The sequence below is a fragment of the Ereboglobus sp. PH5-10 genome (assembly GCF_029504735.1).
Taxonomy (GTDB): domain Bacteria; phylum Verrucomicrobiota; class Verrucomicrobiia; order Opitutales; family Opitutaceae; genus Ereboglobus.
The window spans coordinates 104,749-130,119 of record NZ_JAQFIP010000007.1 but is presented as its reverse complement, the minus strand read 5'-3'; the positions used below and the strand labels follow the sequence as shown (position 1 = coordinate 130,119).

At 59.8% G+C, this 25,371-nt stretch carries 21 protein-coding genes; 10 read left to right on the top strand and 11 right to left on the bottom strand.

Translation table 11 applies throughout. The annotated features are described in order from the left end of the window. Positions 1 to 69 precede the first annotated feature (69 nt). Both M2447_RS07720 and M2447_RS07715 read right to left on the bottom strand, forming a co-directional pair. Complete coding sequence (locus M2447_RS07720; RefSeq protein WP_277558085.1) at positions 70 to 924, bottom strand: hypothetical protein; 855 nt, start codon at positions 922 to 924, stop codon at positions 70 to 72. Between the two features lie 68 nt (positions 925 to 992). Continuing rightward, a complete protein-coding gene (locus tag M2447_RS07715; protein WP_277558084.1) occupies positions 993 to 2,558 on the bottom strand; it encodes a sigma-70 family RNA polymerase sigma factor in 1,566 nt (521 codons plus the stop codon). A gap of 218 nt (positions 2,559 to 2,776) precedes the next feature. Here M2447_RS07715 and M2447_RS07710 point away from each other — a divergent pair, with 218 nt between their 5' ends. Both M2447_RS07710 and ppk1 read left to right on the top strand, forming a co-directional pair. Then, a complete protein-coding gene (locus M2447_RS07710) occupies positions 2,777 to 3,142 on the top strand; it encodes a helix-hairpin-helix domain-containing protein (protein ID WP_277558083.1) in 366 nt (121 codons plus the stop codon). 213 nt (positions 3,143 to 3,355) lie between these two features. After that, positions 3,356 to 5,629, top strand: coding sequence for a polyphosphate kinase 1 (gene ppk1, locus M2447_RS07705; RefSeq protein WP_277558081.1), 2,274 nt, complete (start codon positions 3,356 to 3,358; stop codon positions 5,627 to 5,629). A gap of 122 nt (positions 5,630 to 5,751) precedes the next feature. Here ppk1 and ligA read toward each other — a convergent pair whose 3' ends face one another. The 5 genes from ligA to M2447_RS07680 form a co-directional block, all read right to left on the bottom strand. Beyond that, positions 5,752 to 7,578: an NAD-dependent DNA ligase LigA gene (gene ligA / locus M2447_RS07700; protein ID WP_277558080.1), complete on the bottom strand. Its 1,827-nt coding sequence runs from the start codon at positions 7,576 to 7,578 to the stop codon at positions 5,752 to 5,754. 328 nt (positions 7,579 to 7,906) lie between these two features. Next, entirely contained in the window at positions 7,907 to 8,146 is a 240-nt protein-coding gene (rpmA, locus tag M2447_RS07695) for a 50S ribosomal protein L27 (RefSeq protein ID WP_108824681.1), read from the bottom strand. A 9-nt stretch (positions 8,147 to 8,155) separates the two neighbouring features. Further along, positions 8,156 to 8,470, bottom strand: a complete 315-nt coding sequence (gene rplU, locus M2447_RS07690) for a 50S ribosomal protein L21 (protein WP_277510703.1) — start codon at positions 8,468 to 8,470, stop codon at positions 8,156 to 8,158. 163 nt (positions 8,471 to 8,633) lie between these two features. Continuing rightward, the gene (locus M2447_RS07685) at positions 8,634 to 9,299 is read right to left on the bottom strand and encodes a chromosome partitioning protein ParA (protein ID WP_277558079.1); all 666 of its coding nucleotides are present in this window, start codon (positions 9,297 to 9,299) and stop codon (positions 8,634 to 8,636) included. Between the two features lie 89 nt (positions 9,300 to 9,388). Then, positions 9,389 to 10,327: a PfkB family carbohydrate kinase gene (locus M2447_RS07680; protein ID WP_277558078.1), complete on the bottom strand. Its 939-nt coding sequence runs from the start codon at positions 10,325 to 10,327 to the stop codon at positions 9,389 to 9,391. A 208-nt stretch (positions 10,328 to 10,535) separates the two neighbouring features. Here M2447_RS07680 and M2447_RS07675 point away from each other — a divergent pair, with 208 nt between their 5' ends. The 3 genes from M2447_RS07675 to M2447_RS07665 all read left to right on the top strand — a co-directional run bounded on the left by M2447_RS07675 (position 10,536) and on the right by M2447_RS07665 (position 16,445). Beyond that, on the top strand, positions 10,536 to 11,075 hold the full coding sequence (locus tag M2447_RS07675; protein ID WP_277558077.1) for a DNA-3-methyladenine glycosylase: 540 nt from the start codon (positions 10,536 to 10,538) through the stop codon (positions 11,073 to 11,075). A 101-nt stretch (positions 11,076 to 11,176) separates the two neighbouring features. Continuing rightward, positions 11,177 to 11,893: a TetR/AcrR family transcriptional regulator gene (locus M2447_RS07670; RefSeq protein ID WP_277558076.1), complete on the top strand. Its 717-nt coding sequence runs from the start codon at positions 11,177 to 11,179 to the stop codon at positions 11,891 to 11,893. Between the two features lie 34 nt (positions 11,894 to 11,927). Beyond that, on the top strand, positions 11,928 to 16,445 hold the full coding sequence (locus M2447_RS07665) for an acyl-CoA dehydratase activase-related protein (protein WP_277558075.1): 4,518 nt from the start codon (positions 11,928 to 11,930) through the stop codon (positions 16,443 to 16,445). Between the two features lie 50 nt (positions 16,446 to 16,495). On the opposite strand, the gene M2447_RS07660 is transcribed toward M2447_RS07665, so the two are convergent. From M2447_RS07660 to M2447_RS07650, 3 genes are all read right to left on the bottom strand, one after another. Next, positions 16,496 to 17,494, bottom strand: a complete 999-nt coding sequence (locus tag M2447_RS07660) for a hypothetical protein (protein ID WP_277558074.1) — start codon at positions 17,492 to 17,494, stop codon at positions 16,496 to 16,498. Positions 17,495 to 17,599: 105 nt separating this feature from the next. Then, positions 17,600 to 17,818 carry a hypothetical protein gene (locus M2447_RS07655; RefSeq protein ID WP_277510692.1) on the bottom strand — a complete coding sequence of 73 codons (219 nt, stop codon included), beginning with the start codon at positions 17,816 to 17,818 and terminating at the stop codon, positions 17,600 to 17,602. A 34-nt stretch (positions 17,819 to 17,852) separates the two neighbouring features. Next, on the bottom strand, positions 17,853 to 18,191 hold the full coding sequence (locus tag M2447_RS07650; RefSeq protein WP_277558073.1) for a BrnT family toxin: 339 nt from the start codon (positions 18,189 to 18,191) through the stop codon (positions 17,853 to 17,855). Between the two features lie 457 nt (positions 18,192 to 18,648). Here M2447_RS07650 and M2447_RS07645 point away from each other — a divergent pair, with 457 nt between their 5' ends. After that, a complete protein-coding gene (locus tag M2447_RS07645; protein WP_277558072.1) occupies positions 18,649 to 19,167 on the top strand; it encodes a hypothetical protein in 519 nt (172 codons plus the stop codon). A gap of 215 nt (positions 19,168 to 19,382) precedes the next feature. On the opposite strand, the gene M2447_RS07640 is transcribed toward M2447_RS07645, so the two are convergent. Further along, entirely contained in the window at positions 19,383 to 20,477 is a 1,095-nt protein-coding gene (locus M2447_RS07640; RefSeq protein ID WP_277558071.1) for a hypothetical protein, read from the bottom strand. Between the two features lie 110 nt (positions 20,478 to 20,587). On the opposite strand from M2447_RS07640, the gene M2447_RS07635 reads away from it, so the two are divergent. The 4 genes from M2447_RS07635 (at position 20,588) to M2447_RS07620 (ending at position 25,368) form a co-directional block, all read left to right on the top strand. Further along, a complete protein-coding gene (locus M2447_RS07635; protein WP_277510687.1) occupies positions 20,588 to 20,887 on the top strand; it encodes a hypothetical protein in 300 nt (99 codons plus the stop codon). Between the two features lie 109 nt (positions 20,888 to 20,996). Continuing rightward, the gene (gndA, locus tag M2447_RS07630; RefSeq protein WP_277558070.1) at positions 20,997 to 22,502 is read left to right on the top strand and encodes an NADP-dependent phosphogluconate dehydrogenase; all 1,506 of its coding nucleotides are present in this window, start codon (positions 20,997 to 20,999) and stop codon (positions 22,500 to 22,502) included. 256 nt (positions 22,503 to 22,758) lie between these two features. Next, positions 22,759 to 24,561, top strand: a complete 1,803-nt coding sequence (locus M2447_RS07625; protein ID WP_277558069.1) for a hypothetical protein — start codon at positions 22,759 to 22,761, stop codon at positions 24,559 to 24,561. A 48-nt stretch (positions 24,562 to 24,609) separates the two neighbouring features. Further along, the gene (locus M2447_RS07620; protein ID WP_108824669.1) at positions 24,610 to 25,368 is read left to right on the top strand and encodes an ABC transporter permease; all 759 of its coding nucleotides are present in this window, start codon (positions 24,610 to 24,612) and stop codon (positions 25,366 to 25,368) included. Positions 25,369 to 25,371: the final 3 nt, after the last annotated feature.

Here is a 25,371-nt window from a genome sequence, read left to right as displayed (position 1 = left end):
GGGAACGCCGAGCATCAGCTCGGCCCCCTGCTCTTTCCCAAACACGAACCCGCAACGGTTCGCGTTTTTTTATTCTTCGCCTTGTCGGCGCAGTCTGTCGATTGCCTGGCGCATCTCGTCACTCTGCCTCATCACGCCGCCGGGCGCCGTGAGCTGCGCCTTGGAAAAAAATTCGAATTGGGTGTCGTCCAAAAATGTCCGCGCTTTCGCATCCACACGATCCCAGTCAATTTTGCGATTAAACATCTTGCCGCCGTTTTGATACGGTTCGCTACCCCCTGCAATCGCCGACGCCAAACTCACGGCCTGGCTCAAATCCAAGGGTGACGTTGTGAAGGCCAGCTCCGTCGCAAGCTGGTTCACAAAATACCATGCCGGCCGCGCACGCTCGTAGCGATCAAATGCTTGCGCCGCGTCATCGCCGGCAATCGTCGCAATGTTTTCGCGCAATTCATTGCTGGCATTCTCCCTTGCATTCCGTGAGGCCAAGTCGTCACGCGGCGACTCGCCGGCGCGCACGCGTCCGTCCAGCAAATCAAGGCGCATGTCGCGCGCAAACAAAGCCTCGGCAATCGCATCGCGCTGCGCGGCGGTCGCCCGAATGCAGTAAAGAAACGGCCCGTAGTTGAGATCAACATTCGCGCGTTTTTCCGCGTAATAATTGACTGCGAACGCCCTGTCGTTTTCCAGCCGTTCGTTGAGGGTTTTCGCCCGCGTGTGGAGACTCTCGAACAATTTCCGACCCCGTTCTTCCCGGGCTTTGCGCGCCTCATCCGCTTGCGCCGATTTCGCATCTGAAGCGGCCGCTGGCTGCACGGCCTCGGCTTGGCGAATCTGCTCAAGGAGCACGAGATTCTTTGAATCCAAATCCTTGCTCGCCGCGTTATGCGCAAACCTAGCGGTCAGCGCGCGTTTCGTCCACACACCCGCGACGGCAATCGCGACAACCGCGAATACCACGAGCACGGCGTTTCTTATTTGGGCGCGTCTTTTCATTTTATTCGATTCTTCCGCCGTTTCGATTGCTCTTCCTGCCGCAACTGCCCCTCATAATTCGACTGAAGGCGTTCCTTCATTTTACGCAAAGTGATCATCTGCGTTTCTGACAAAAACGCCTGCGACCGCGCCTCCAATGCGTCCCACCAAACCGCCTTGTCAACGGGGCCGCCCTGCGCTTCCCGCAGGTCGGCGCAAACCCGCTCCAGCGCCCGTGCCTGTTCCGCCGCCAAAGGCGTCTCGGTAAAATAAAGCGCCGACGCCATCGTGCGCGAATACCTCGCATATTTGGAATGCCGCTCCTCCGCCGCCTTGTATTTCTCAAATCCATCGTCCCCCAACAAATCGCGAATTCTGTCATCCTGTTCTTTCCGTGAATGCCCCGAATCGCCAGGTTTTCTGCCCCCAAGCGTAACCGCTCCGTATCCCGGCACATCACGCATCGACATGCTCCAATTGGTGGCGCAGGCGTCAATCAGCGCTGCGCGCTGCTCTGCGGACAATTCCAATTCATCCGCCACACGATGTGCTTTGATAAAACTTGAGGAAACTCCGAGCATTTTTAATTTGTCCCTGATCTCCGGATGCTCGGCCAAAAGTTTTTCCCCAGCGAGACGCGCAGCCTCGGTTTCTTCAGCCGATCTCCCCATCGGCGCGCGGCCGCCGGAGGTCGTGCGTTGTCTTTGGATATTCGCCTTTCGTTCGGCGGCGGCCAATTGCCCGGTCAATTTGCTGTTTTCGTCTTTTGCCTGCATCAGTCTCGCCTCAGCCGCGCGCTCCTGTTGCGTCCCGTAAAACGTCATGCCAGCCGCGATGCACAGCGCAGCCAAGGCAGCCATTGTTATTTTTGTGGAACCCATAAAAGCCATAATGCCGCCGGCACCCGCGATTGCCGCCAGCGTCCCGCCCGCCGAGACCAGTGATCCAGCCGATACCGTCGCGGCAAGCCCCGCAGGCGCGCTCGCCGCCGCCTCCGCCGTCATCAACATTCCCACCGCCACGGCCGAGGATGTCACGCCACGCTTCGCAAACACAGTGCGCATTTTTTCGACCGCCCTCGTCACGCGCATCCGCGCGGCGTCTTCCGACATTTTCAGTTTTGCGCCGATTTCGCCAAAACTGCATTTGTCGAAAAAACGCAGCAATACCGCCTCGCGCTCGCCGTCCCGCAAGGCGCCGAGCGCATCGTCGAGCAGTGGACGCAACTTCGCAAACTCAGCCTCCGGCATGGTCGGCTCGCTTTTTTGAATCTCGCTCATGATAACCGCCTCCTGTTCGCGTTTTTGCCGGTTTCGCGCATCGCGCAGTGCGCGCCGGGCCACATGCGTTGTCGTCGTGTAAAGCCAGCCGGACAAACACTCGTGACGCGCAAGCGCCGCCGCCTTTCTGGCGACAAGCGAAAATACGATTTGCGTCACATCATGCGCCATGTGCGCATCGCCCGCCAGCTGGCGCAGCGCCGCGTTATAAACAAAGCCGACGCGCCGCTCCACCAATTCGGTAAAAGCCGCCTCGGAATGTTTTCCGGCATACGCACAAAGAAGTTCAGCATCAGTCGGCATGTTCTTTTGCCCATATAATCCCAAAGCTTAGCAAAACCGAACAAGTTTTTTGCGCTACACTGTCAAAAAACACGCGCGCGTTGCAGATATCTCACACAATTCATCGGCGGCATTTTTTGGCAAATGGAGCGCCGTTTTTCGGGCGGCGCTTAATTTGCTTTCAAACGCACAGCATCTGTGGCAATAATACCCGTGCTTCAATCAACCCATTACCCACCATGAAACTCCTCATCAAACTCGCCTCGCTCTGCTTTGTATTCGCCCTGGTTGCCACGCCGGTCGTGGTCAATGCGCAAGATGCCGCGCCCGTAAAAACCGAAAAGAAATCCGGCAAGGCCAAGGGCCCCGCCAAAATCGACATCAACCGCGCCTCCGCCGAACAACTCGCCTCGCTACCCGGAATCGATGTCGCCACCGCGAACAAAATCATCGCAGGCCGTCCCTACGGCAACAAGACCCAGCTCAAGAGCAAAAACATCATCACCAGTGAAGCCTACGAGTCGATCAAGGACCGGATCGTCGCCAGGCAGGAAAAGAAAGGCGGCAAGGCGCCGAAGGGGGATAAAAAGAATAAGGCGAATTAGATAAATCTTTAAATTCATCCGTCAGATTTTCAACACCGCCGACCGCAAGTCGGCGGTGTTTTTTTGCCGCGCATGAACAATGCGCACTTTTGCGGTGTTTGCATGTCTGTGCGACAGCGCACGATTCGCGCGCGCGGTTTGTTTTGTGTGGATTGGGCGCGCGCGATCACTAACCTGCCGCCTCAAGTTCACTTAACTTCACCAGACGCCGGAATGCAGACAAACGCACAACGCAAAAACTCTTCGCGCGCGACGGGCCAGTCCGCCGCGGGGGCCGCCGCGTCCAAGCGCCGCAAGCGCAAATCGACCGGGCGCAAACGCACGACCCGGCGCGGCGCGTATTTCAACCGCGAGCTCTCATGGCTCGCCTTCAACCGCCGCGTGCTCGACCAGGCGCGCAACGCAAAAAACCCGCTTCTCGAACGAGTGAAGTTTCTCGCCATCGTCAGCTCCAACCTCGACGAGTTTTTTGAGATTCGCGTCTCCGGCCTCATCCAGCAAGTCGAGTCCGGCATCACCGAGCCGACGGCCGACGGCCTTTCGCCGAAGGAGCAGTTGCGCCGCATCCACGCGCTCGTGGCCGCGCTCGTCGAGGACCAATACCGCTGCTGGCGCCGCGAACTCGTCCCCGCGCTCGCAAAAAACGGCATCGTCATAAAAACCGCGCGCGACCTACGCCCCGCCGAGCTCGCGTGGATACAGGCGTATTTCTACGAGCAGGTTTTGCCCGTTGTCACGCCGCTCGCCATCGACCAGGCGCATCCATTTCCGCAGCTCGGCAACAAGACGCTCAACGTCCTCGTCACGCTCGCCGGGGAATCCAGCGGCGGGGAGTCCGACGACAACGAACCGCGCATCGCAATCCTTCCCGTGCCGCGTATTCTGCCCAGGCTCGTGCCCATCACGCTCGCCGACGATGAGTCGCCGAATTACATTTTCCTGAGCGAAATCATCAAACTGTGCGCGTCCTCGTTTTTCCCCGGTTACGAAATCAGCGACACATGCGCCTTTCGCGTCACGCGCAACAGCGACCTCTACATCGACGACGAGGAGTCGGACAACCTGCTCAAGCACATCGAGGAGCAACTCCGCAACCTGCGGCGAGGCGCCGCCGTGCGCCTTGAGATCGAGGACCACGCGCCCGGCTTCATCTACCGCACCCTTTGCTCGCACCTGAAAATCGCGCCCGAATACGTTTTCCGCCTGCGCGGCCCGCTCAACCTTTTCCGCCTGATGAGCCTCACCGCCATCGACAGGCCCGAGCTCAAGTATCCCTCCTTCACACCGGTGAATTGCTCGCCGCTCGCGCTCGCAAACCCGGACATCCCCGCCGCCGGAAACACAAGGGCCAATCACGCCGACAGCAAAAACATTTTCGAAATCCTGCGCGAGCAGGACGTGATGCTGCATCATCCGTATGACAGCTTCGCGCCGGTCGTCGACTTTGTCTCGTATGCCGCGCGCGATCCGCAGGTGTTCGCCATCAAGCAAACCCTGTATCGCACCAGCGGCGACTCGCCCATTGTGCGCGCGCTCATCGAGGCCTCGCGCAACGGCAAGCAAGTCGCCGCGCTCGTCGAGCTCAAGGCGCGCTTCGACGAGGCCAACAACATCCACTGGGCGCGCCAGCTCGAGGACGCCGGCGTGCACGTCGTGTATGGCCTGGTCGGGCACAAGACGCATTGCAAATGCTCGCTCGTCGTCCGGCGCGAGGGCGACGCGCTCCGCCGCTACGTCCACCTCGGCACCGGCAATTACAACCCGAACACCGCGCGCCTCTACACCGACCTCAGCCTTTTCACCGCGCGCGAAACCATCACCGCGGACGCCGCCAACCTGTTCAACACGCTCACCGGCTTCAGCCGCTCGCCCGCGTTTGACCGGCTGATCGTCGCGCCCTTCGGAATGCACGAGCGCATGCAGGAACTCATTCTCCGGGAAGCGGCCAACGCCGCCGCCGGCCGCCCCGCGCGCATCATGGCCAAGATGAACTCGCTCGTTGACCAGGAGACGATCGACAACCTCTACACCGCCTCGCGCGCGGGCGTGAAGATCGACCTCATCGTGCGCGGCATCTGCTGCCTCGTGCCCGGCATCCGCGGACGCAGCGAAAACATCCGCGTGCGCAGCATCGTGGGCCGCTTCCTCGAGCACGCCCGCGTGTTTTATTTCGAGAACAACAACGGCGGCGACATCGATTCCGCGCCGCTCATCTACGCCGGCAGCGCCGACTGGATGCCGCGCAACTTTTTCCGCCGCGTCGAGGTGCTTTATCCGATCGACGCGCCCGCGATTCGCGAATGGATAACCAGCCGCTTTTTCCCGACCGAGATGGCCGACAACGAAAATGCGCGCGAGTTGCGCTCAAACGGAAACTACACGCCAGTCGCGCACGCGCCAAACGCCGCGCTCGTTTCCGCGCAGGAAAAGTTCATGGCGGATGCGATTGCTCGCGCCGCCGGCACCGCTCCAAGCCGGAGTGCGTAGGAAAAACCGGATGGCAAACAAGCTGTAACGTAGCGCGGACTGCCAAGTCTGGCTTCCGTCAATCGTGCAATTTTTTTCCGAGGCAGGCGTGCCAGTCCGCGCCACCTTTCGGCGAAACCGCCCTACCGTTTGCGCAAACCGAGTCCGTGCTTGTCGAGTCGCTCGACAAGCGCGCGGTTGGCCGGGTCGGCAAGCCATGCGGCGATGCTGGCGGCCGACTTTTTATTGACGCCGGAAATCGCAACAAGCGAGGCCTCGTCCGCCGCGATGAATGCCTCGAGTGAATTGTATTTTTTGACGAGCGCCCTTGCCGTTGCCGCGCCCGCGTCGGGAATGCCGAGCCCGGCAATCACGCGCCACAAATCCGCGCGGCGGCTGGCGGCGATGGATGCGTGCAAACGCGCGGCGGTTTTTTCGCTTCTGATTATTTTTGCGATTTGCGCCGCCTCCAATTCGTAAAGGTCGGCGGCGTCGCGCACGAGACCGCCGTCCACAAGTTTCCCAATCGTCGCCTCGCCAAGTCCGCTGATGTTGACGCATTGCTTGGACGCGAAATGCGCAATGCGGCGCTTCACCTGCCCGGTGCACTGTGTGTTGGGACAGCGGTTCGCAATTTCATCACCGGCGTCGCCCGAACCGACAAGAGGCGTGCCGCATTCGGGGCAATTTTTTGGAAACGAAAACGGCGCGACAGGATTCTCCGGCGAGCGCGCCTCGGGTTTCACGCGCACAACCTCGGGGATGATTTCGCCCGCCTTCTCGATCACCACAATGTCGCCAACGCCGATGCCCTTGCGCACCATTTCGCGCGGATTGTGGAGCGAGGCGCGCGTGATTTTTGTGCCCGCGAGCATCACGGGCTCCAGCTCCGCGACGGGAGTGATCGCGCCGGTGCGTCCGACTTGGAGCGTGATGGCGCGCACGCGCGTCTCGGCGCTGCGCGGCGAGTATTTGTAGGCGATCGCCCAATTTGGCGCGGTGGCGCCCGAGCCTAGCCGGTTTTGCGCCGCAAAGCTGTCAACCTTGATGACCGCGCCGTCGATCAGATACGCGAGTTGCGGACGCATGGCGGAAAGCTCGCTAATTGCCGCGAGAAGTTTTTCGGGGGAGTCGGCAACCCATGTTTTTTCCATAACGGGCAAACCCCACGCGCGAAAACGCGCGTGCAATTCGCCCTGGCTGGCAATGGGCTTGCGCATCTCGGTGCCGGGTTCGCACGCGCCGATGCCAAAGACAAAAACACGCAAACCGCGTCGCGCCACCTCGGCGGGATCGTGCAGCTTCATGCTTCCGGCGGCGAGATTGCGTGCGTTGGCATAAAGCGGGCGGCCCTCGGCGGCGCGTTGCGCGTTGATGCGGTTGAAATCGGCGAGCGGCATGTGGATTTCGCCGCGTATTTCGATGAATGAGGGCAGACCGTTGCCGTCGTCAACGAGCTGCTCGGGCAACGCGCGGGCGGCCCGCACATTGGCGACGATGTTGTCCCCTTCCGCGCCGTCGCCGCGCGTGATTACCTGGGTTAGTTTTCCGTTTTCATAAACGATGTTGATGCCCGCGCCGTCGATTTTTGGTTCGACGACATATTGAAGCGTGGCGACCGCGGCGGGCGGGGACGCGAGCTGCTTGCGGATTTTCCGGTCGAAGGCGCGAACGGCGTTCTCATCATAGGTGTTTTCAAGGCTGAGCATGGGCGCGATGTGCGAGCGGCGTTTGAAAAAATTGTCGTGCCCGTCGCCTGCGACACGGCGCGTGGGCGATTGCCTGGAGGCGAGCCCGGGATTGGCGGCCTCAAGTTCGCGCAGCTCGCGTTTGAGCGCGTCGTATTCGGTATCGGAAATTTCCGGCGCCGCGGCTTTGTAATAAAGGTCGTCGTGGCGCGCGATCTCGACGCGAAGTTGCTCGATGCGCGCGGCGTCATCGCCGGCACCGGGAGCAAACGGAGCGAGCAAGAAAACAAACAACAGCAGCGACAATTTAGACGCAAGCAGACGAAGCGGGGGGATTTGCATGGGGAAGCGGGGTTGTCCCCGAGAATGAAAAGGATTGTCGCGAAGTCGAGCCGTTTCGCCAAGCGCTCCGAGAATCGCGGGTGCCGGGTGCGGGAAACACAAAACGCGGCAATTGGCGGACTGTCGTTATCGCTCGAAACGGCGAAACCGCCCTGCCCGCAAGCCCGCAAAGGATGGGCGGGCCAACCCCGCAAAATAAAAAAACGCAGCCCTCGGGCCGCGTTTGAAATGGGTTGCGCGTGTTGCGCGGATGCTCCGCGTTTACGTCTTATTCGACGGAGACCTTGCGGTGCGGCTTGTCGTAAACGACCTTGCCGTCCTTGAGGGCGAAGAGCGTCCAGTCGCGGCCGGTGCCGACATTGCGGCCGGCGTGGAGCTTGGTGCCGCGCTGCCGGACGATGATGTTTCCGGCAATAACGGACTCGCCGCCGAATTTCTTCACGCCGAGTCGTTTCGAATGGCTCTCGCGTCCGTTGGAGGATGTTCCCTGACCTTTTTTGTGCGCCATGACTGTTCCTTATGCTTTGATTGATTCGATTTTGATCACGGAGAGTTCCTGGCGGTGGCCTTGTTTGCGCTCCATGCCTTTGCGTTTCTTTTTCTTGAAGACGACGATTTTATCGCCGCGCTTGTTTTCAAGGATTTTGGCGGTGACGGTTGCGCCTTCAATGAGAGGCGTGCCAACGCGGAAAGAATCGCCTTCGCCGACGGAGAGCACCTCTTTGATCTCAACCGTGTTACCGGCTTCTGTCTTGGGATAGCGGTTGACGACGAGGATGTCGCCTTCGGTCACGGCGAACTGCTGTCCTTGCGTTTTAATAATGGCTTTCATGTGAAAATAAAAGGTCGGAATAAGAAGCCCGGCGCAAACGGTAGCAAGGATTATTTGCCAAAAACATCAGAAAAGCCGTCCGCCGCCCCTTTTTGAGGGACGCGCGGCGGCGTTTTGGGCATTTTTGGATCCCCGCCGGTTTCGCACCGGTTGCGTTTGCGGGTTATTGGCCTTCCGTCTCGGCGTTTTTCATTTCAACGCTGAGGTTGTAGTGCGAACGGCGCTTGTAGTCGGTGTTGTAAACGGCGCGATCCTCGTATTCGGCCCGGGTCTTGGCGACCACGGTTTGGGCCTGTTCGCGCTCGACGGCCTGCTGCGTCTGAAGCGCGGCGAGACGGGCGGCCTCGCGGTCAGCGGCGGCGCGCTGGGCGGCCTCGGCGGCGGCAAGTTTTTCGAGGGTGGCCTTGCGGGCGGCCTCGGCGGCGGCGGCTTCCCTCTCGCGTTGCTCGGCAATGCGGCGGGCTTCGCCGATGGCCTGCTCCTTTTCCTTGGCAAGGCGGGCGCGCTCGGCGGCGGCGAAGCGGACTTGCTCCTCGGCGTTGCGGCGGGCGGCCTCGGCGGCGGCCTGTTCGGCGCGCAAGCGGGCGATTTCACGCTGGGCGGCTTCGGCTTCCTGCTTGGCCTTGAGGTCGCTGAGGCGGGCGGCCTCGGCGGCGGCTTCCGCGTTTTTCTTGGCCTCGGCGAGGGCGCGCTCATGGGCGGCCTGTTCGTCCGCGATGCGTTGTTCCATAAGTGCTTTCTCCTTTTTTGTCTGATGGCTTTGGTAACCAAAGTAGCCTCCGACAAGCAGGGCGATGATGATGACGGCTGCGATTACGGCTTTGTTCATGGCTGTTTTTTAACGGTTGAGTGTTGGTTGTTGGTGAGAATTTAAAGTTTGCCCGGTTTTTGTGTCAGACCGGAAAGTCGGCGGTTGGTTCAGTCCTGTTTTTCGTTTATCTCTGCAAGGGTTGAGGTTGAGGCGTTGGCCGAGGCGTAAGGTATGGCGTTCGCAACCGCGTCTGCGAGTGAAAAATGACGGTTTTTGAGATTATGCAGCAACACGGCAAAGAGCACGTCGCCCGAACCGGTCGCCGAGACCTCGCGGATTGCCGGCGGTTGGTGCGAAACAGGGGCGGGGGCGCTCCCATCCGTCGGGGTCCCGGCATGCCAGACCGGACCGGGTCCGTCGGTAATCACCCAGGCGCGAACGGGCCAGTTGCGGCATGCGGCGACGAGGCGGTCGGGCATCGGGTTGGACGGAGAAAGCGCGCGCGCCAGCTCCGGGTTTTTCACGGAGGCGCATAGCTGGTCGAATTCGTTGCGATTGATTTTCACGAGCGCGACCGGCTCATTGACGAGCCACGCGAGCGGCGGCCCGTAGGTATCGACAAAGACACTGCCGTGCGCAACGCGCCGGACAATCGCCTCGCGCAAAAGCGCGCCCGCGGGCTCGAGCAAACCGGGAAAACTGCCGCAAATGGCGAGCGAGGGCGAGGGCGGTTGCGCGTCGAGCCACGCGGCGCATTTGGCAAACGCAGCCTCGCCGGGCTCGACATCGACGCCGAGAAAAGTCGTCTCGGCGCGATCGGGCGCGCGCACCACCGTGCCGCTGCGCGTCGGAGCGCCCGTGTGAAACGCATGATGCGGAAGGCCGCGCGCCTTCAGCCAGCGCAGGCATTCATCGCCCGTTTCGCCACCGGCAAAACAGACGGCGAGCGTGGGCGCGCCGAGGTTCGCGAGCATTTTCGAGACATTGATGCCCTTCCCTCCGACTTGAAACGACTCCGCCGTGGCGCGCTGCGTCCCGCCCGGTTGCCACGAGGCAAATTCGAAAGTGCGTTCAGCGAGGAGGTTTCCGGTAAGCGTGATGATCATTGGAAATTATTGCGCGGCGCGGCGCCGGTTTTGCGGGCAATACAAGACATGCTTCACGAGGAAGCCAAGCCCGGGCATCGCGTCGGTGTTGAAACACGGGCGCGTTTTGACACAAAGGATGCGTTGACGCAAAAATGTGACTGAATCAGTGGACTGAACGCGCATGGGCAAATCAATCAAAGCGAAACCAAACCGGGCAGGCAACGTGATGTCTCCCGAGGTATTGCGTTGCAAAAACACTGTCGCCCTGGCCCGCCGGCTCATTGGCAAAACACTCGCCCGTCGCCTGCCCGGCGGCGAAACTCAACGCGCCATCATCACCGAGACCGAGGCCTACCACGGCGAAACCGACCTCGCCTGCCACGCATCGAAAGGCCGCACCGCGCGCACCGATGTCATGTATCGCGCCGGCGGCGTCTGGTATGTTTATCTCTGCTACGGCGTGCACGAAATGCTCAATCTCGTGACCGGCCCCGAAGATTTTCCGAGCGCAATTCTCATCCGCGCCGCGGGCGGAGTCACCGGCCCCGGACGCCTGACCAAGGCCCTCAAAATCAACCGCGCGCTCAACGGCGCCTGCGCCTGCGATCCCGCCAGCGGCCTCTGGATCGAGGACACACCGGCGCCGGTTCGCGCATCCCAAAAACAAATACTCATCACCCCGCGCATCGGCATCGACTACGCCGGTCCCGTCTGGTCGGCCAAGCCGTGGCGGTTCGTCCTCAAGGGCAATCAGCCCGAAAAGTAAGCCAAAAGGCGCGTTTTTTGCCTGCAAGATTTGTTTGACAAACATGTTTGACACAGGTGTCAAAATGCGTCTCCTTCGCCACCTCTTTACAAAAGCACCGGATGACCGAACAGACCATACTTCACGCCGCAAAGACCGTTTTTCTCCGCAAGGGACTCGGCGCCACCACCATGCAGGATATCGCCGCCGAGGCGAAAATCTCGCGCACCCTCCTGCACTATTACTACCGCAACAAGGACACCCTTTTCCGCGCCATCCTCGACGGCGCCGTCGGCGAATTCATCCCCAAGGTCGCCATGCTCATCGAGCTCGACATCCCGCTCATCGAAAAAGCCGGACTGCTCGTGGACGGCTACCTCGCGCTCCTGCTCGAGGACCCGCTCCTGCCGCATTTCATGGTGATGGAAATCCAGCGCGACCCGCGCGTGCTCGTGCAGCTCTTCCGCGACAAGCGCGGCGAGTTCGGCGAGGTCTCGCGCCTCAAGGCCCAGATCGGCAAGGAGCTTTGCATCGAGGGCGACACCGACGCCGCGCTCGCGCATATTTTCACGAGCCTCTACGGAATGCTCATTTTCCCATTCCTCGCCAAGCCCGCGCTCGACGAGGTTTTCTTCGACAACAACCCCGACGCCTTCCGCGCGTTCATGATGGAGCGCAAGCCCTACATCGTTTCCATGATGCAAACCCTGTTTGCGTCGATGAAACGCGCCGCGGCCACATCCGCCGCGCCGGCGTCTTCCTCCGCAAAAAACAAAACCGCGCGCGCAAAAACGAAGGCGGCGGTTTCCGGACGCAAGGCCGCCCGCGCCGCCGCCTGACCCCCCAACTCAACCACATCTGCATCCACAAGCCATGAGCACGGCTAACACAGTTGCACCCGCGGACAAACCAGCACCCTCGCTTTTCGCCGGCCTCGACGTCGGCTCGACCACGCTTAAAATCGTCATCACCGATTCCGCGGGCGAAATCCTCTTCACCGATTACCGGCGCCACAACGCCGACGTGCCCGCCGCGTTGCGCGCGGCTTTCGCGCAGGCGCGCGACACGCGCATCGGCAACGCCCCTGTCTCGCTCACCGTCACCGGCTCGGCGGGCATGGGACTCTCGGAAACCTACCGCATCCCGTTCATCCAGGAGGTCGTCGCCGCGGGCGAGGTTGCCCAGCGCCGTTACCCCGACATCCGCACGCTCGTCGACATCGGCGGCGAGGATGCGAAAATGATTTTCTTCTCGCCCGGCCGCGCGCCCGACATCCGCATGAACGGCTCCTGCGCCGGCGGCACCGGCGCGTTCATCGACCAGGTGGCCACGCTCCTCGGCTGCGAGGTTTCCGAGCTCAACGAACTCGCCAAAAACTCAACCGCCCTGCATCCCATCGCCTCGCGCTGCGGCGTGTTTGCCAAGACCGACATTCAAAATCTTCTCGCGCGCAACGTCTCCAAGGCCGACATCGCCGCGTCCGTGTTTCACGCCGTCGCGCTGCAACTCGTCACCTCGCTCGCGCGCGGACGCGAAATCGCGCCGCTCACGCTCCTGTGCGGCGGCCCGCTCGCGTTCATCCCCGAACTGCGCAAGGCGTGCCTCAAGGTCATGGGTCTCACCGACGACGATTGCGTCGTGCCCGACGCCGCCGCGCTCATCCCCGCGCTCGGTTGCGCGCTCGCGACCGACACCCCGCGCCTCGCAATCACCATCGACGAACTCCTCGCGCGCTTCGCCAACACCACGCGCGCCGGCCGCCCGCTCCTCAACGGCCAGCCGCTCCGCGTGCTCTTCGACAGCGCCGCCGAACACGAAGCCTGGAAAATCGAAAAGCAACGCTACGCGCTCCCGCGCGCACACTTCGCCGACCTGCCCGAGAACGGGGAAATCTACCTCGGCATCGACTCCGGCTCCACGACGACAAAAATCGTCGCCACCGACGCGCGCGAAAACGTCCTCCACACCTTCTACGAAAAAAACTCCGGCGATCCGCTCGCCGTCGTCGCCAAGGGCCTCGCCGGGCTCAACGCCGCCGCCATCGCCGCCGGACGCCCCGCGCTCCGCCTCGCCCGCGCCGCCGTCACCGGTTACGGCGAGGACCTCATCAAGGCCGCGTTCAATTTCGACAGCGGCCTCGTCGAAACCATCGCGCACTACCTCGCCGCGCACAAACTCAACCCCGAAGTCACCTTCATCCTCGACATCGGCGGTCAGGACATGAAAGCCACGTTCATCGAAAACGGCTCCATCGTCCGCCTCGACATCAACGAAGCCTGCTCCTCCGGCTGCGGCTCTTTCATTGAAAGTTTCGCCAACACCCTCGGCCAGACCGCCGCGCAATTCGCCACCTCCGCCTGCACCGCCGAGTATCCCTGCGACCTCGGCACGCGCTGCACGGTGTTCATGAACTCGAAGGTCAAGCAATCGCTCCGCGAAGGCTCCACGTTGCCCGACATCGCCGCGGGCATTGCCTACTCCGTCGTCAAAAACTGCCTCTACAAAGTTCTCAAATTAAAAAACGTGGACGACCTCGGCGCGCACATCGTCGTCCAAGGCGGCACCATGCGCAACCACGCCGTCGTCCGCGCGCTCGAGCACCTCACCGACCGCGACGTCGCCTTCGCCGACATGCCCGAACTCATGGGCGCGTATGGCGCCGCCATACACGCTTCGCGTGCAAATCCCAAACCCCAAGTTCCAAATTCCAAAGGATCGGATTTTCACCCTTCACCCTTCACTCTTCTCTCTTCTTTAGCCCATCCCGCCACCTCCACCACCGAGGAAACCACCTGCCCCGGTTGTGAAAACAAATGTGTTGTCCGCAAATACACCTTCGCAAACGCGAACACATTTTTCTCGGGCAACAAGTGCGAAAAAATCTTCACCAACCGCGGAGCCGACACCCGCAAAGGCGAAAACATCTACGCCTTCAAATACAGCAAACTCTTCGGACGAACCGCGCCGTCACCCGCAGCCGGAGCAATCGAAAATCGAGAATCGAAAATCGAAAATCCCATCACCATCGGCATCCCGCGCGCGCTCAATTATTACGAAAACTACCCCTTCTGGCACGCGCTCCTCACGCACGCCGGAATGAAGGTCACGCTCTCCTCGCGCTCGACCTTCGAGCTCTACGGCAAAGGCGTGCACACCGTCATGTCGGACAACATTTGTTTCCCCGCGAAACTCGTCCACGGGCACATCTACGACCTCATCGCGCGCAAAGTTGACCGCATCCTCATGCCCTTCGTCGTTTACGAGGAGCAGGAGGACAAAAACGCCGTCAACACCTACAACTGCCCCATCGTCACCGGCTACTCCGACGTCATCCGCAGCGCCATCAACCCCGAGGGCAAGCACGGCATCCCGCTCGACGCGCCCACGCTCAGCTTCCGCGACCGCAAACTCCTCGAACGCGCCTGCCGCGACTACATGACCAAAACGCTCGGCGTCGCCCCGCGCGCCTTCGAGCGCGCCTTCGCTGCCGCGCTCGCCGCGCAAACCGAGCACTTCCGCACCCTCGCCGAAAAAGCCCGCGCCATCGCCGCGCGCGCCGCCGCCGAAAACCGCGTCACCATCCTCCTCGCCGGACGCCCCTACCACGCCGACCCGCTCATCCAGCACAAAGTCGCCGACATGATCGCCGGCTTCGGCGTCGATGTGATTTCGGAAGACCTCGTGCGCCTCGACGACGACACCGACGCCGGCGGCCCCGGCAGTGTCCGCCAATGGGCCTACACCAACCGCATCCTCAAATCCGCTCGCTGGGTTGCCGAGGCGCCCTCGAACGTGCACTTCGTGCAACTCACCTCGTTCGGCTGCGGCCCCGACGCGTTCATCATCGACGAGGCGGGTGACATCCTCCGCCGCAACGGCAAGAGCCACACCATTCTAAAAATCGACGACATCAGCAACCTCGGCTCCCTGCGCCTGCGCATCCGCTCCCTCGTCGAAAGCCTCGCCTACCGCGGATCGAGTGGCATGGGCGACTCGCCCATGTCCCCCCCCGCCAATCCCAACCGCTGGGAAAAACTCCCCGCCTCCCCCGCCACCGCGCGCAAACTCTCCCTCGCGCCCAATCCACATGGGCGGGTCGCCCATGCCACCCAATCCACCCAACCCCTCACCACGCCCATCTTCACCGAGGCCGACCGGCATCGCACGATCCTCCTGCCGTTTTTCTCGGAAGTCTATTCGCCCTTCATCCCGATGCTCCTCGGGCTCATGGGATACAAATGCGAAGTCATGCCGCCGAGCGACGCCGCCTCGATCGACTTCGGCCTCAAATACGCCAACAACGAAGTCTGCTACCCGGCCACGCTCGTCGTCGGCGACATCGTCCGCGCGCTCAACAGCGGCAAATACAAACCCGACGAAATCGCCATCGGCATTAGCCAGACCGGCGGACAATGCCGCGCGTCAAACTACATCGCCCTCATCAAAAAAGCGATGATCGCCACCGGTCACGGCAACATCCCCGTCGTCTCGCTCGGCACATCGAGCGGCGCGGTCTCGAACACCCAGCCCGGTTTCAAACTCAAGCTCCTCGGCAACCTTAGCGAAATCATTGGCTCGGTCTTCTACGCCGACCGCATCTCGCAGATGTATTACGCCTCCGTGCCCCGCGAACGCGAACCCGGCTCCGCCGCGCGTCTTCGCGACGAATACATCCAGGCTGCCATCGCCCGCGTGGCGGTGCGCGACACCAAGGCGCTCTACCGCCTCCTCGCCGAGGCGGCAGCCGACTTCAACGCCATCTGCGACCACGACCGCCGCGTCCCCCGCATCGGCATCGTCGGCGAGATTTACGTAAAGTATAATTCCATAGGAAACAAAAACGTCGTCCAATGGCTCATCGACCAGGGCGCCGAGGCGGTGGTGCCCTCCGTCGCCACGTTCTTCCTCCAGGAATTCCCGAATCACCGCACCAACATCGAGCAGCACCTCAAGCACAAGCCGCGCATCCCGTTTTTGGACACGGCGGCCTTCGCGCTCATCCGCCGCGTCGAGAAAAAGTTCGATCGCGCCGCCTCGTCCTTCGCGTATTTCCACCCCTCGCACAACCCCTACGAGCAGGCCAAGTCGGCATCGCGCGTGCTCAACATCGCCTCGCAATACGGCGAAGGCTGGCTGATCCCCGCGGAGCTTGCGGGCTTCGCCGAGCGCGGCGTGATGAACGCCGTGAGCCTGCAACCCTTCGGCTGCATAGCGAACCACCTCGTGTCAAAAGGCATAGAAAAACGAATCCGCGACCTCTATCCCGACATGAGCCTCCTCTTCCTCGACCTGGACAGCGGCGCCAGCGAGGCCAACATGATGAACCGCCTCCACTTCATGCTCCAAAACGCCAGAAACCAAGTGGAGCAGACCGCTGCGACCGTTGTGTGATGCTTCGTAAAGTGTAATAGGGAAACGTAATAAGCATTCCCTTTTTTAATTTATAGTATTAATGAAACTTGCTTAAATGGTTGCGTAAATTTGTCGCGTCTTGGATCAAACACAAATAAGTCATTTCTGATATTCCCAGGCAATACGATATTAGGCAAATAAAATGTTTTAGGATTACTATTAATCAACTTCATTCTAAAATGTTGGTTTATTAATGATGAAAACAAGTTCTCGTTTTGAAATAATACATTTGGCCCATATCTCACACAATAAAGAGTCAATGATGCAATAACTGCTGCTATGCAGTTCTCTAAAGTTGCTAGGCGAAAATAATTATTCCGATTGTGTTTTGTCTTATTGTAGGCGCTATACCAAGATAAAGATTCTGTCGGCTTCTGACTCTCCCATCCATAAAACGCCCGGATTGGTGGCAATCTTGGATATGTGATCAATTGGAATTGGTATTCCTGCAAAAACAAACTGTCTTTGAGATTGACATAGTCATTTGTCGAAAATCCACGCCCATGTGCATTTTTTAATCCAGCCTCCCGCATATATTCTTGCCAGCAGTTCTCAACCTCAGTGCAGGCCAATATTAACAATTCTCTTGTCTTATGGCTATATGTTTTGATGCTATCTTCTGTTGGTTCAATATAGTAGAATATCTCGTCAAGTTTTTCTATTAATAATTTTATAGCTTGTTGGCTTGGTGATAGCATTTCCATTGTTGAGCCAAGAGCTTGTAGCGTGTCATTAAAATAGTATAATGACGGACGCCAGACACCAGTCAACGATTCGCCAACTTCCCTATCCATCGGTTCAATATTTTCAGCTCCAAAAACATCCTTTACCCAATTTTCCAATGTTCCTTGCTTTTTCTGAATAGCGGTCAATCCGATTGAAATCACAAACCATCCAGAGTCTTTTCCATAAAAATGCACGAAATGCGTCGGTGTCTCATACGCGTATCCTCGCGGATTTGAAATATGCAATGTATTTTCCCAATTAGGTATTCTCGTTTTAGTATTTTTATAAGTTATGGCTTTCATTGGAAACACTACCAGAGTTCGTTTAGAAGCCTGAGATGGGATGCAGCCGCGTCGGGTCGATGTTTGTTGATTTTTCTCCTTGTTCGCAATGCGAACGAACACCGCTCACACATCCGCAAGCCACCGCTCGGCAATGTCGGAGATCGAAACCTTTTCGCGTTTCGCGGCCGCGCGCAGCTTGCGCGCCACAACCGGGCGCAGCCGCAGCGTGATCGGTTCGCGTCCGGATGGTTTGCGACCCGCGCCCGGCCTCGCCCCGCCGTGAAGCGGACGCCACGCCGCGCCATCAAGCGCGGGCAGCGCCTCGTTGTTCAGCGTGTTCATGCCGGTCTGATAGCCATCCGCATCGAATGCGGGCTTAGCGTGAATTCGTTTTCCAGTAGTTTTCATAATAATCCTTTCCTTTTCGCCAGTATCCCGCGCCGATGATGCGAACGATTCCCGGCGTGCGATGGGTGTAGCGCACGAGCATAACCCGTGCGCCGACCATGCCGAGAAGCCACCAGCGCAGCTCCGTTTTGCCGCCATGGGCCTCGTCGAAAACGACAAGGGCGCGCGGGTCGTCAAACGCCTTTTGCGCTTCGGAAAAGTCAACACCGTGCGAGGCGATGTTGTCCTGCTCCTTTTGCGTGTCCCATGTGAAGCGCACGTCAGAAAACGTGGGGTATTTGATTTGATTGTCAACATTGAGTTTCAAGGCAACGGACAAATGCGATGGGGCGATGCTTGCTGATTTTACCCTGCGAAAAACATCAACCGCCGCTTTATGCGCAGTCGCGAACACCTTGTCGCCGATTACCCGCCCCTCGCCACGCGTTGGGTGATTTGGGACAATGCCCGCATCCCCGCAAAACAACTCGCCTCATCCGAATCTTCGGACATAAACGCGGTCGTTGAATTGTTGAAATAATGAAACCAAAAACAACCAAGCCATCCGCCGGGAAAAAGCAACCTATGCCCGAGTTCGCCCTCCGTGCCGAGCGAGCTTTCAAAAAAGTAGGACGCCAAATCCGAGCCAAAGCCAAGCGCGACGGGGTAAAGCCCTTGGTTTGGAAGTCGTGATGAGCCAAAGGAAGTAATCCTAAAAGCAACAAAACTCACTCCGCCCCGTCCACGCACAGTGCGATAAAATTACATCATAATACAATAGCTCTATGAAACGAAAAGCCATTCTCGCAACGCTCCTTACTCTTGCCATCGTAGTTACATTCGGCTGCTCCAGCCGGGCAAAAACCGATAGCGTGAGCCGCGTGCAAATACCTAATGGATTGACCACCCGAGAGGCAACAGCGGCGTTGGTGCAGACACTGAATGAGAAACTGCCCATAGATGATCAGGGCAAAAACTGGGAGCGCATCGTGGACTCGCTCCTGAGCGCCCGTGTGTGGGGATACGAAAGCCAGTTTAATCCACGCGGCTCCGGATGGTATGTGGAGAATGTGAATTCCGATAGCGTCACCTATGGCTATAAACGAAGGAGACACTATATGCGCGTGAAATACGAGGTGCGCGAAAATGAAATCGTGCCGACCATAATAGCTTCCGAAAACCTCGACCAATCGGGTAAAAAAATACACCCCAACGCTGTGCAATGGGTAAATGATTTTTCCACGCGTATTCGCGGCACACTAGGACAACTGGTGATCATGAAGTCAGAGTTCTTGCCCAAATAGTCTCCATCTTTTCCCAACGATCTTCACTTGAGGAATCCTTGAAGGGACTGGCAATGCTTGTTGATTTCCCCTTAGTTGTAACGCGGCCGGAACACCATTCGCACGCACGCGGGGCCAACATGATGAACCGCCTCCGCATCATGCTTCAAAACGCCGGCAAACAAGTCGGGGATTTCATCGTGGCGGCGCGAATGTGAAACACAAACGTTGCCGCATCACTCCACTTCGTCGCTGCGCGGGGTTTCGCTGGGAATGGGGGCGGCGACATTGAGGCGGATGGAGGTGAGGTTTTCGATGACGAGCTCGCCCATTGTGTTGCAGTGCAAATAGGACGGGCGGCCGTAATGCGCGGCCAAACCCTCGCGCAGTTCGACGACGTGCGAATGCGGCGCGATTTCGGCTTGCGACATGGCGCTAAGCAGGGCGTTGAGGCGCTCCTCTCCGGTGTCGGCGCGCTGGAGCATGAGCGCCTGCTCCTCGCGTTGATACTGGCGCGCGCTGGCCACATTGAGGTGCTTCATGCAGTAGAGCGCGAGCGACTGGTTTTCCTTGAAGAACTGCGGGCGGTAGAGGTTCATGCGGCCCTCGTAGGATTGCTGGTCGAAATCCATCGCGCGGATGCGGATTTGCGCGCCCTCAAAATCGGGCGTGATGACGACGACAAAATTATAACTGCGCATGTCGCCGAGAAGGCGCACAAAGCAGCGTTCGTTGAACTTGACGAGTTCCTTGGCGAGGCGGATGGGCTTGATTTCGGAGCGCTGGTCGAGCCAGCGTTCGACAAAGATGTCGCCCGGAATGCCCGCGACGTGCTCCTCGACGAGCGTGTTGCCACAGGTCATGAAATGCATGCGGTTGGGTGAAAGGAGATGCTCGAGCTCCAGGCCGTAAACGCGCGAGGCGTCGCCCTTCTTGACGTAGAAGTGGTCGGGGTTGTCGTTGTAGGCGTTGACGATTCGCACGCGAAACGGCGCGGAGTTGCCGAACGCGCAAAAGTCGATGCGGTCCACGTAAAGATGCTGCATGACGGACATGTCGCCGTCGGTGCGCAGGAGCGCGTAAATGTGTTTTAGCCCCTCGTGGATGGACTCCATTTCCATGTGGTCGTAAACGACGGTTTCCCAGAGCGTCATGTTGCCCTCGGGGTCGGTGTAGGGCGCGCACTCGGTGAAGCGGCGGAGGCGCTCGTAGGTGACGGGCAGTTCGCGTTCGCGGCGGTAACGCTTGAGGTAGAGGCGCAACTCCTCGCCGATGGGGAAGCTGGGCTTTTTGTGCTGCGTGCGGCGCGCGGCGGCCGGGTTGGTGCTCATGACGGGAAGATGGCGCGGAGGTTTTCTGTTCGCAATGTCTTGTTTCAACGGACCCTTTGCGCAATGTATGCGGGCTTTCACTTCGCGCACGTTTCAATTTTGCACAAACCATGTCCGAAACCGTCAAACATGTTTTCCAAACCTTCATGGAAATGCCGGTGGATTTTTGGGTAAAAACACTCATCGCGGCGGGCGTGCTGTTTCTGTTGTTCACGGTGGTCAAAAAAGCGGCGCGCCTCGGGCAGATCGCCACGCTGCTGCTGGTTTTGTTCATTCTGGGCGTGATCGGCTACAAGTGGGTGCGCCAAAGAAATGAGCCGGCGTTCATGACGCCGATCGTGGATTTCGTGGCGCGTTTTTTTCCGCAGCCCTCGTCCCCCGCTCCCCCGCCCGCGCAGCCGGGAAAGTAATTGCCAAAAATCACAAAACGCCGCGGCAAAAAACGGAATCCGGGGTATTTTAGGATTCAGTTTTCCCATAAAATTATAAACATTCGCACACCTGTTCACTTTTTTATTTATGCCTAAAGAATACTCGGACATCGGACTCATCGGACTCGCCGTCATGGGTCAAAACCTCGCCCTCAACATAGCCGACCACGGCTTCCAGATTTCGGTTTTTAACCGCACCACCGAAAAGGTGGACAAGTTTGTCGCCGAAAATCCCGCCACGCCCGGCGGCATCGTCGGCACAAAAACGCTCGAGGACTTCGTCAAGTCCCTCGCCAGGCCGCGCAAGATGATCATCCTCGTGCAAGCCGGCAAGGGCACCGACGCGGTGATCGACGGCCTCGTGCCGCTCCTCGACCGGGGCGACATCGTCATCGACGGCGGCAACGCCCTCTGGACCGACACCATCCGCCGCGAAAAGGCGCTCAAGGAAAAAGGCCTGCGCTTCATCGGCTCCGGCGTTTCCGGCGGCGAGGAAGGCGCGCGCTTCGGCCCCGCCCTCATGCCCGGCGGCGACAAGGCCGCCTACAAGGAACTCGAAAAAATCTGGAACGCCATCGCCGCCAAGGTGGATAAAAAAACCGGCAAGCCCCTCCTCGGCGCGACCGCCGGCAAACCCGTCAAGGGCGGCGTGCCCTGCGCCACCTACATCGGCGAAAACGGCGCCGGCCATTACGTAAAAATGGTCCACAACGGAATCGAATACGGCGACATGCAGATGATCTGCGAGGCCTACGCCATCATGAAAGGCGTGCTTGGCATGAAAGCCCCCGAAATGGGCGAGGTCTTTTCGCAATGGAACAAGGGCGCTCTCGACAGCTTCCTCATTGAAATCACCGCCGACATCCTCAAGCAAAAGGACCCCGTCACAAAAAAGCCCCTCGTTGACATCATCCTCGACACGGCGGGCCAGAAAGGCACCGGCAAATGGACCTCGGTCAACGCGCTCGACATGGGCGTGCCCGCGCCGACCATCGCCGAGTCCGTCTTCGCGCGCTGCCTCTCCGCGGTGAAGGACGAGCGTGTCGCCGCCTCGAAAATCCTCAAGGGCCCGAAGGCGAAAAAATACACCGGCTCGAAAAAAGCCCTTCTCGAAGCCATCCACGACGCGCTCTACTGCTCGAAAATCTGCTCCTACGCGCAAGGCTTCCAGCTCATGCGCGAGGCGCAAAAAGAGTATGGCTGGAAACTCAACTTCGGCCAGATCGCGCAAATCTGGCGCGGCGGCTGCATCATCCGCGCCGCGTTCCTGCAAAAGATCACCGAGGCGTTCCGCGGGAACCCGAAACTCGCGAACCTGCTCCTCGACCCGTATTTCAACAAGACGATCCGGAAGGCGCAGGACAACTGGCGCAAAGTCGTCGCGCTCGCCGTGCAAAACGGCATCAGCGTGCCGACCTTCAGCTCGGCGCTCGCCTACTACGACGGCTACCGCGCCGAGCGCACCCCGGCCAACCTGCTCCAGGGCCAGCGCGATTATTTCGGCGCGCACACCTACGAGCGCGTTGACCGGAAGCGCGGCAAGTTCTTCCACATCGACTGGCCGAAGGCTGACCGCCCGCAGATCGCGATGTAAGCGCAACCGCGCATAGTTTTGTTTTTACCAGACCACGGAGCCCAACCGCTCCGTGGTTTTTTCAGGGCGAAGCCCCCGGCTGATTCAAAATCATCCAAACGACTTGCCTCATTGCCGCACCCGCACATTTGGAAGCTGTGTGCGTCCGGCAAGCCCGCGCACCAATCCCAAAACTTTTGGAACCCGGCGAATTCGCGACCGTCTGACAGGAATTTTGACCGCCCGCCCCGGTTTAATAACATTTGCCCGGCGCGTCGTGTTACCGTTGATTCGTTTTCTGTCCGACCTTCTGAAGCCTACTTTCCGCATCCGCACCATCACCAATATGCAGCCTCGGCGCGCAACCGCCCTCGTTTTTTTTGCAGTCCTCGCGGGACTGGGCATTCGCGCGCCCGGACAGGCAATGCCCACGGCTCAGCCGGAGGCTCCGCCGCCGCCCGCCGCATCCCGGACTTTTGTCTTCGGAGCTGAAAACAACCTCTCACCTTTCTGGGTTGGCCGCGCCGAACCGGGCAATCCGCTTTCCCGCGCCAACGCCCCCGCCGCCTCGTGGAACGCGATCGGGCCGCTGATTTTTCGCCAGCCGCTTGTCGCGCGTCCGCGTTACGACGACGGTGCGGTTGTCGCGCGCGGGTTTCGTCCCCTTTATGTCGAGAAGCGCGACGCCTCCGGGCAGCTCCTCCAGTTTCACGTTCTCTATCCGCTCTTCAACTGGCGCAAAGTGAAGGACGACGGTTACCGCTGGGACATTTTTAACCTCATCAATCACGAGCACGGCCCCGCCACGCGCAAAACCGCCGCCCACGATGCCGACAACCAATTCGACGTCTGGCCGTTTTATTTTTCCAACAACACCGGCGATCCGGCGACGAGTTACCGCGCCGTGTTTCCGGTCTACGGCAATGTCAGCGGACGTCTTTTGCAGGATCGCCTCGGCTGGTTTTTGTTTCCCATCTACGGCTGGTCCGAGCGCAACGGCACCACGTCGCGCGCCGTTCTCTGGCCGATTTTTCGCCGCACCACGGGCGGCGGCGCGGACGGTTGGAAAGTGTGGCCGCTCTTCGGGCGCGACACAAAAAACGACATCGAGACCGGCGCGCCCCTCTACAAAAACACCTTCGTCCTCTGGCCGTTTTATTTTAACAACACCACCTGGAATCGCGACAATCCCGCCGCCGATCCCGCGCGCGCCCTCGCCGTGCTTCCCTTTTATTATCGCGAAACCGCGCCCGGTTTTCGCTCCGACAGCTACATGCTTTTTTGGGGACGTTCGCGCCGCGTCGAGCCCTATGTGTATTCAGAAAACCGATACTTCTGGCCGCTCTTCGTCCAGGGCCGCGGCCCCGAGCATCGCGTGAACCGCTGGGCGCCGTTCTACACTTATTCGAATCACAAGGGACGCGAAAAAACCTGGGTCATGTGGCCGCTCTGGAACCACAAGCGCACCGACGACACGGTCAACAGCCACGTGCGAAAACGCTTCTTCTATTTTCTCTACAACAGCGTATCGCAAAAACCCCTCGTCCCGCCCGGCGCCACGCCCGCGCAAAAAGCCGCCATCGACGCCATCAAGCCCGCGCGCAAAATTTCCCTCTGGCCGTTCTACACCTACTGGACCGACGGACGCGGCCGCAAACAACTCCAGGCACTCAGCCCGTTCGAGGTCTTTCTCCCGCAAAACGAACCCACGCGCCTGATCTACACGCCGCTCTTCGCGCTCTATCGTTACGAGCAGGAAGCGCCCGGCCGCACGCGCCACAGCTTTCTCTGGAACGTCATCACGCACCGCCGCGAACCCGGCCTGCGCGAGTTTCACGTCGGCCCGATTTACAGCGGCGAGCGCGTGGGCGGGCACAAGCGCCGCGCGCTTTTCCGCGGTGTCGTCGGCGCGCAAAAAACACCCGGCATCGGCTGGCGCCCCTTCGCATTCCGCTTCAAAAGCCTCCAGCGCCAGCTCGCCGAGGCCTCCAACCCCGCCGCCGCCGCGCCCGCAAAACCCGCGCGCGTTTCCACCACGCCCCCGATGGAAACCTACCCCAAGGTCCGCACCCGCCGCTAACCCCGTCTCCGAAATTCCGCATTCCGCACTCCGAACTCCGCATTTCCAATGAACCGCATCATCACAATTTTCGACTGGCTCGGCGGCGCCGTTATCATGGCGCTGCGCGCCTTTCGAATGCTGCCCCAGGCGCCGCGCATCCTCAAACGCACCTTCGAGCACGTGCTTCAAGGCGGCTACGCGTCGCTGCCCATCGTGTCGATCCTCAGCTTCTTCATCGGCGCCGTGCTCGCGCTTCAGGCCGGCCTCACCTTGCAGGATTTCGGAGCGAAACAACTCATCGGCACGCTCGTCGGCGAGGCGCTCGTGCGCGAACTCGGGCCCGTGTTTGTCGCCATTCTCGTCGCCGGCCGCGTCGCCTCCGCCACCACCGCCGAGCTCGCCTCGATGCGCGTTTACCAGGAAGTGGACGCGCTCGTCACCATGAACATTCCGCCTGAGCGATTCCTCGTATTGCCGCGCCTGCTCGCCGTCCTCTCCTACATGCCGATACTCACGATGGTCGGCATCGTCATCGGCTGGATCGGCGGCGCGGTCGTCTGCAAATACGTCGGCGTGATCGGCGTCGAACCCGCGGAATATTTTCAAAGCGTGAGCGCCTTTCTCACCACGCAAAAGATGGTCGACAGCCTCCTCAAGGCCGAGATTTTCGGCTTCGTCATCATCCTCATCGCGTGCAACACCGGCCTGCGCACCAAGGGCGGCCCGCGCGAAATCGGCTTCGCCGTCACCAACTCGGTCGTCTATTCGCTCATCGCGATCCTCGGCCTCGACTACTTTATCACCAAGGCCCTCGGCGGCTCCTGACAA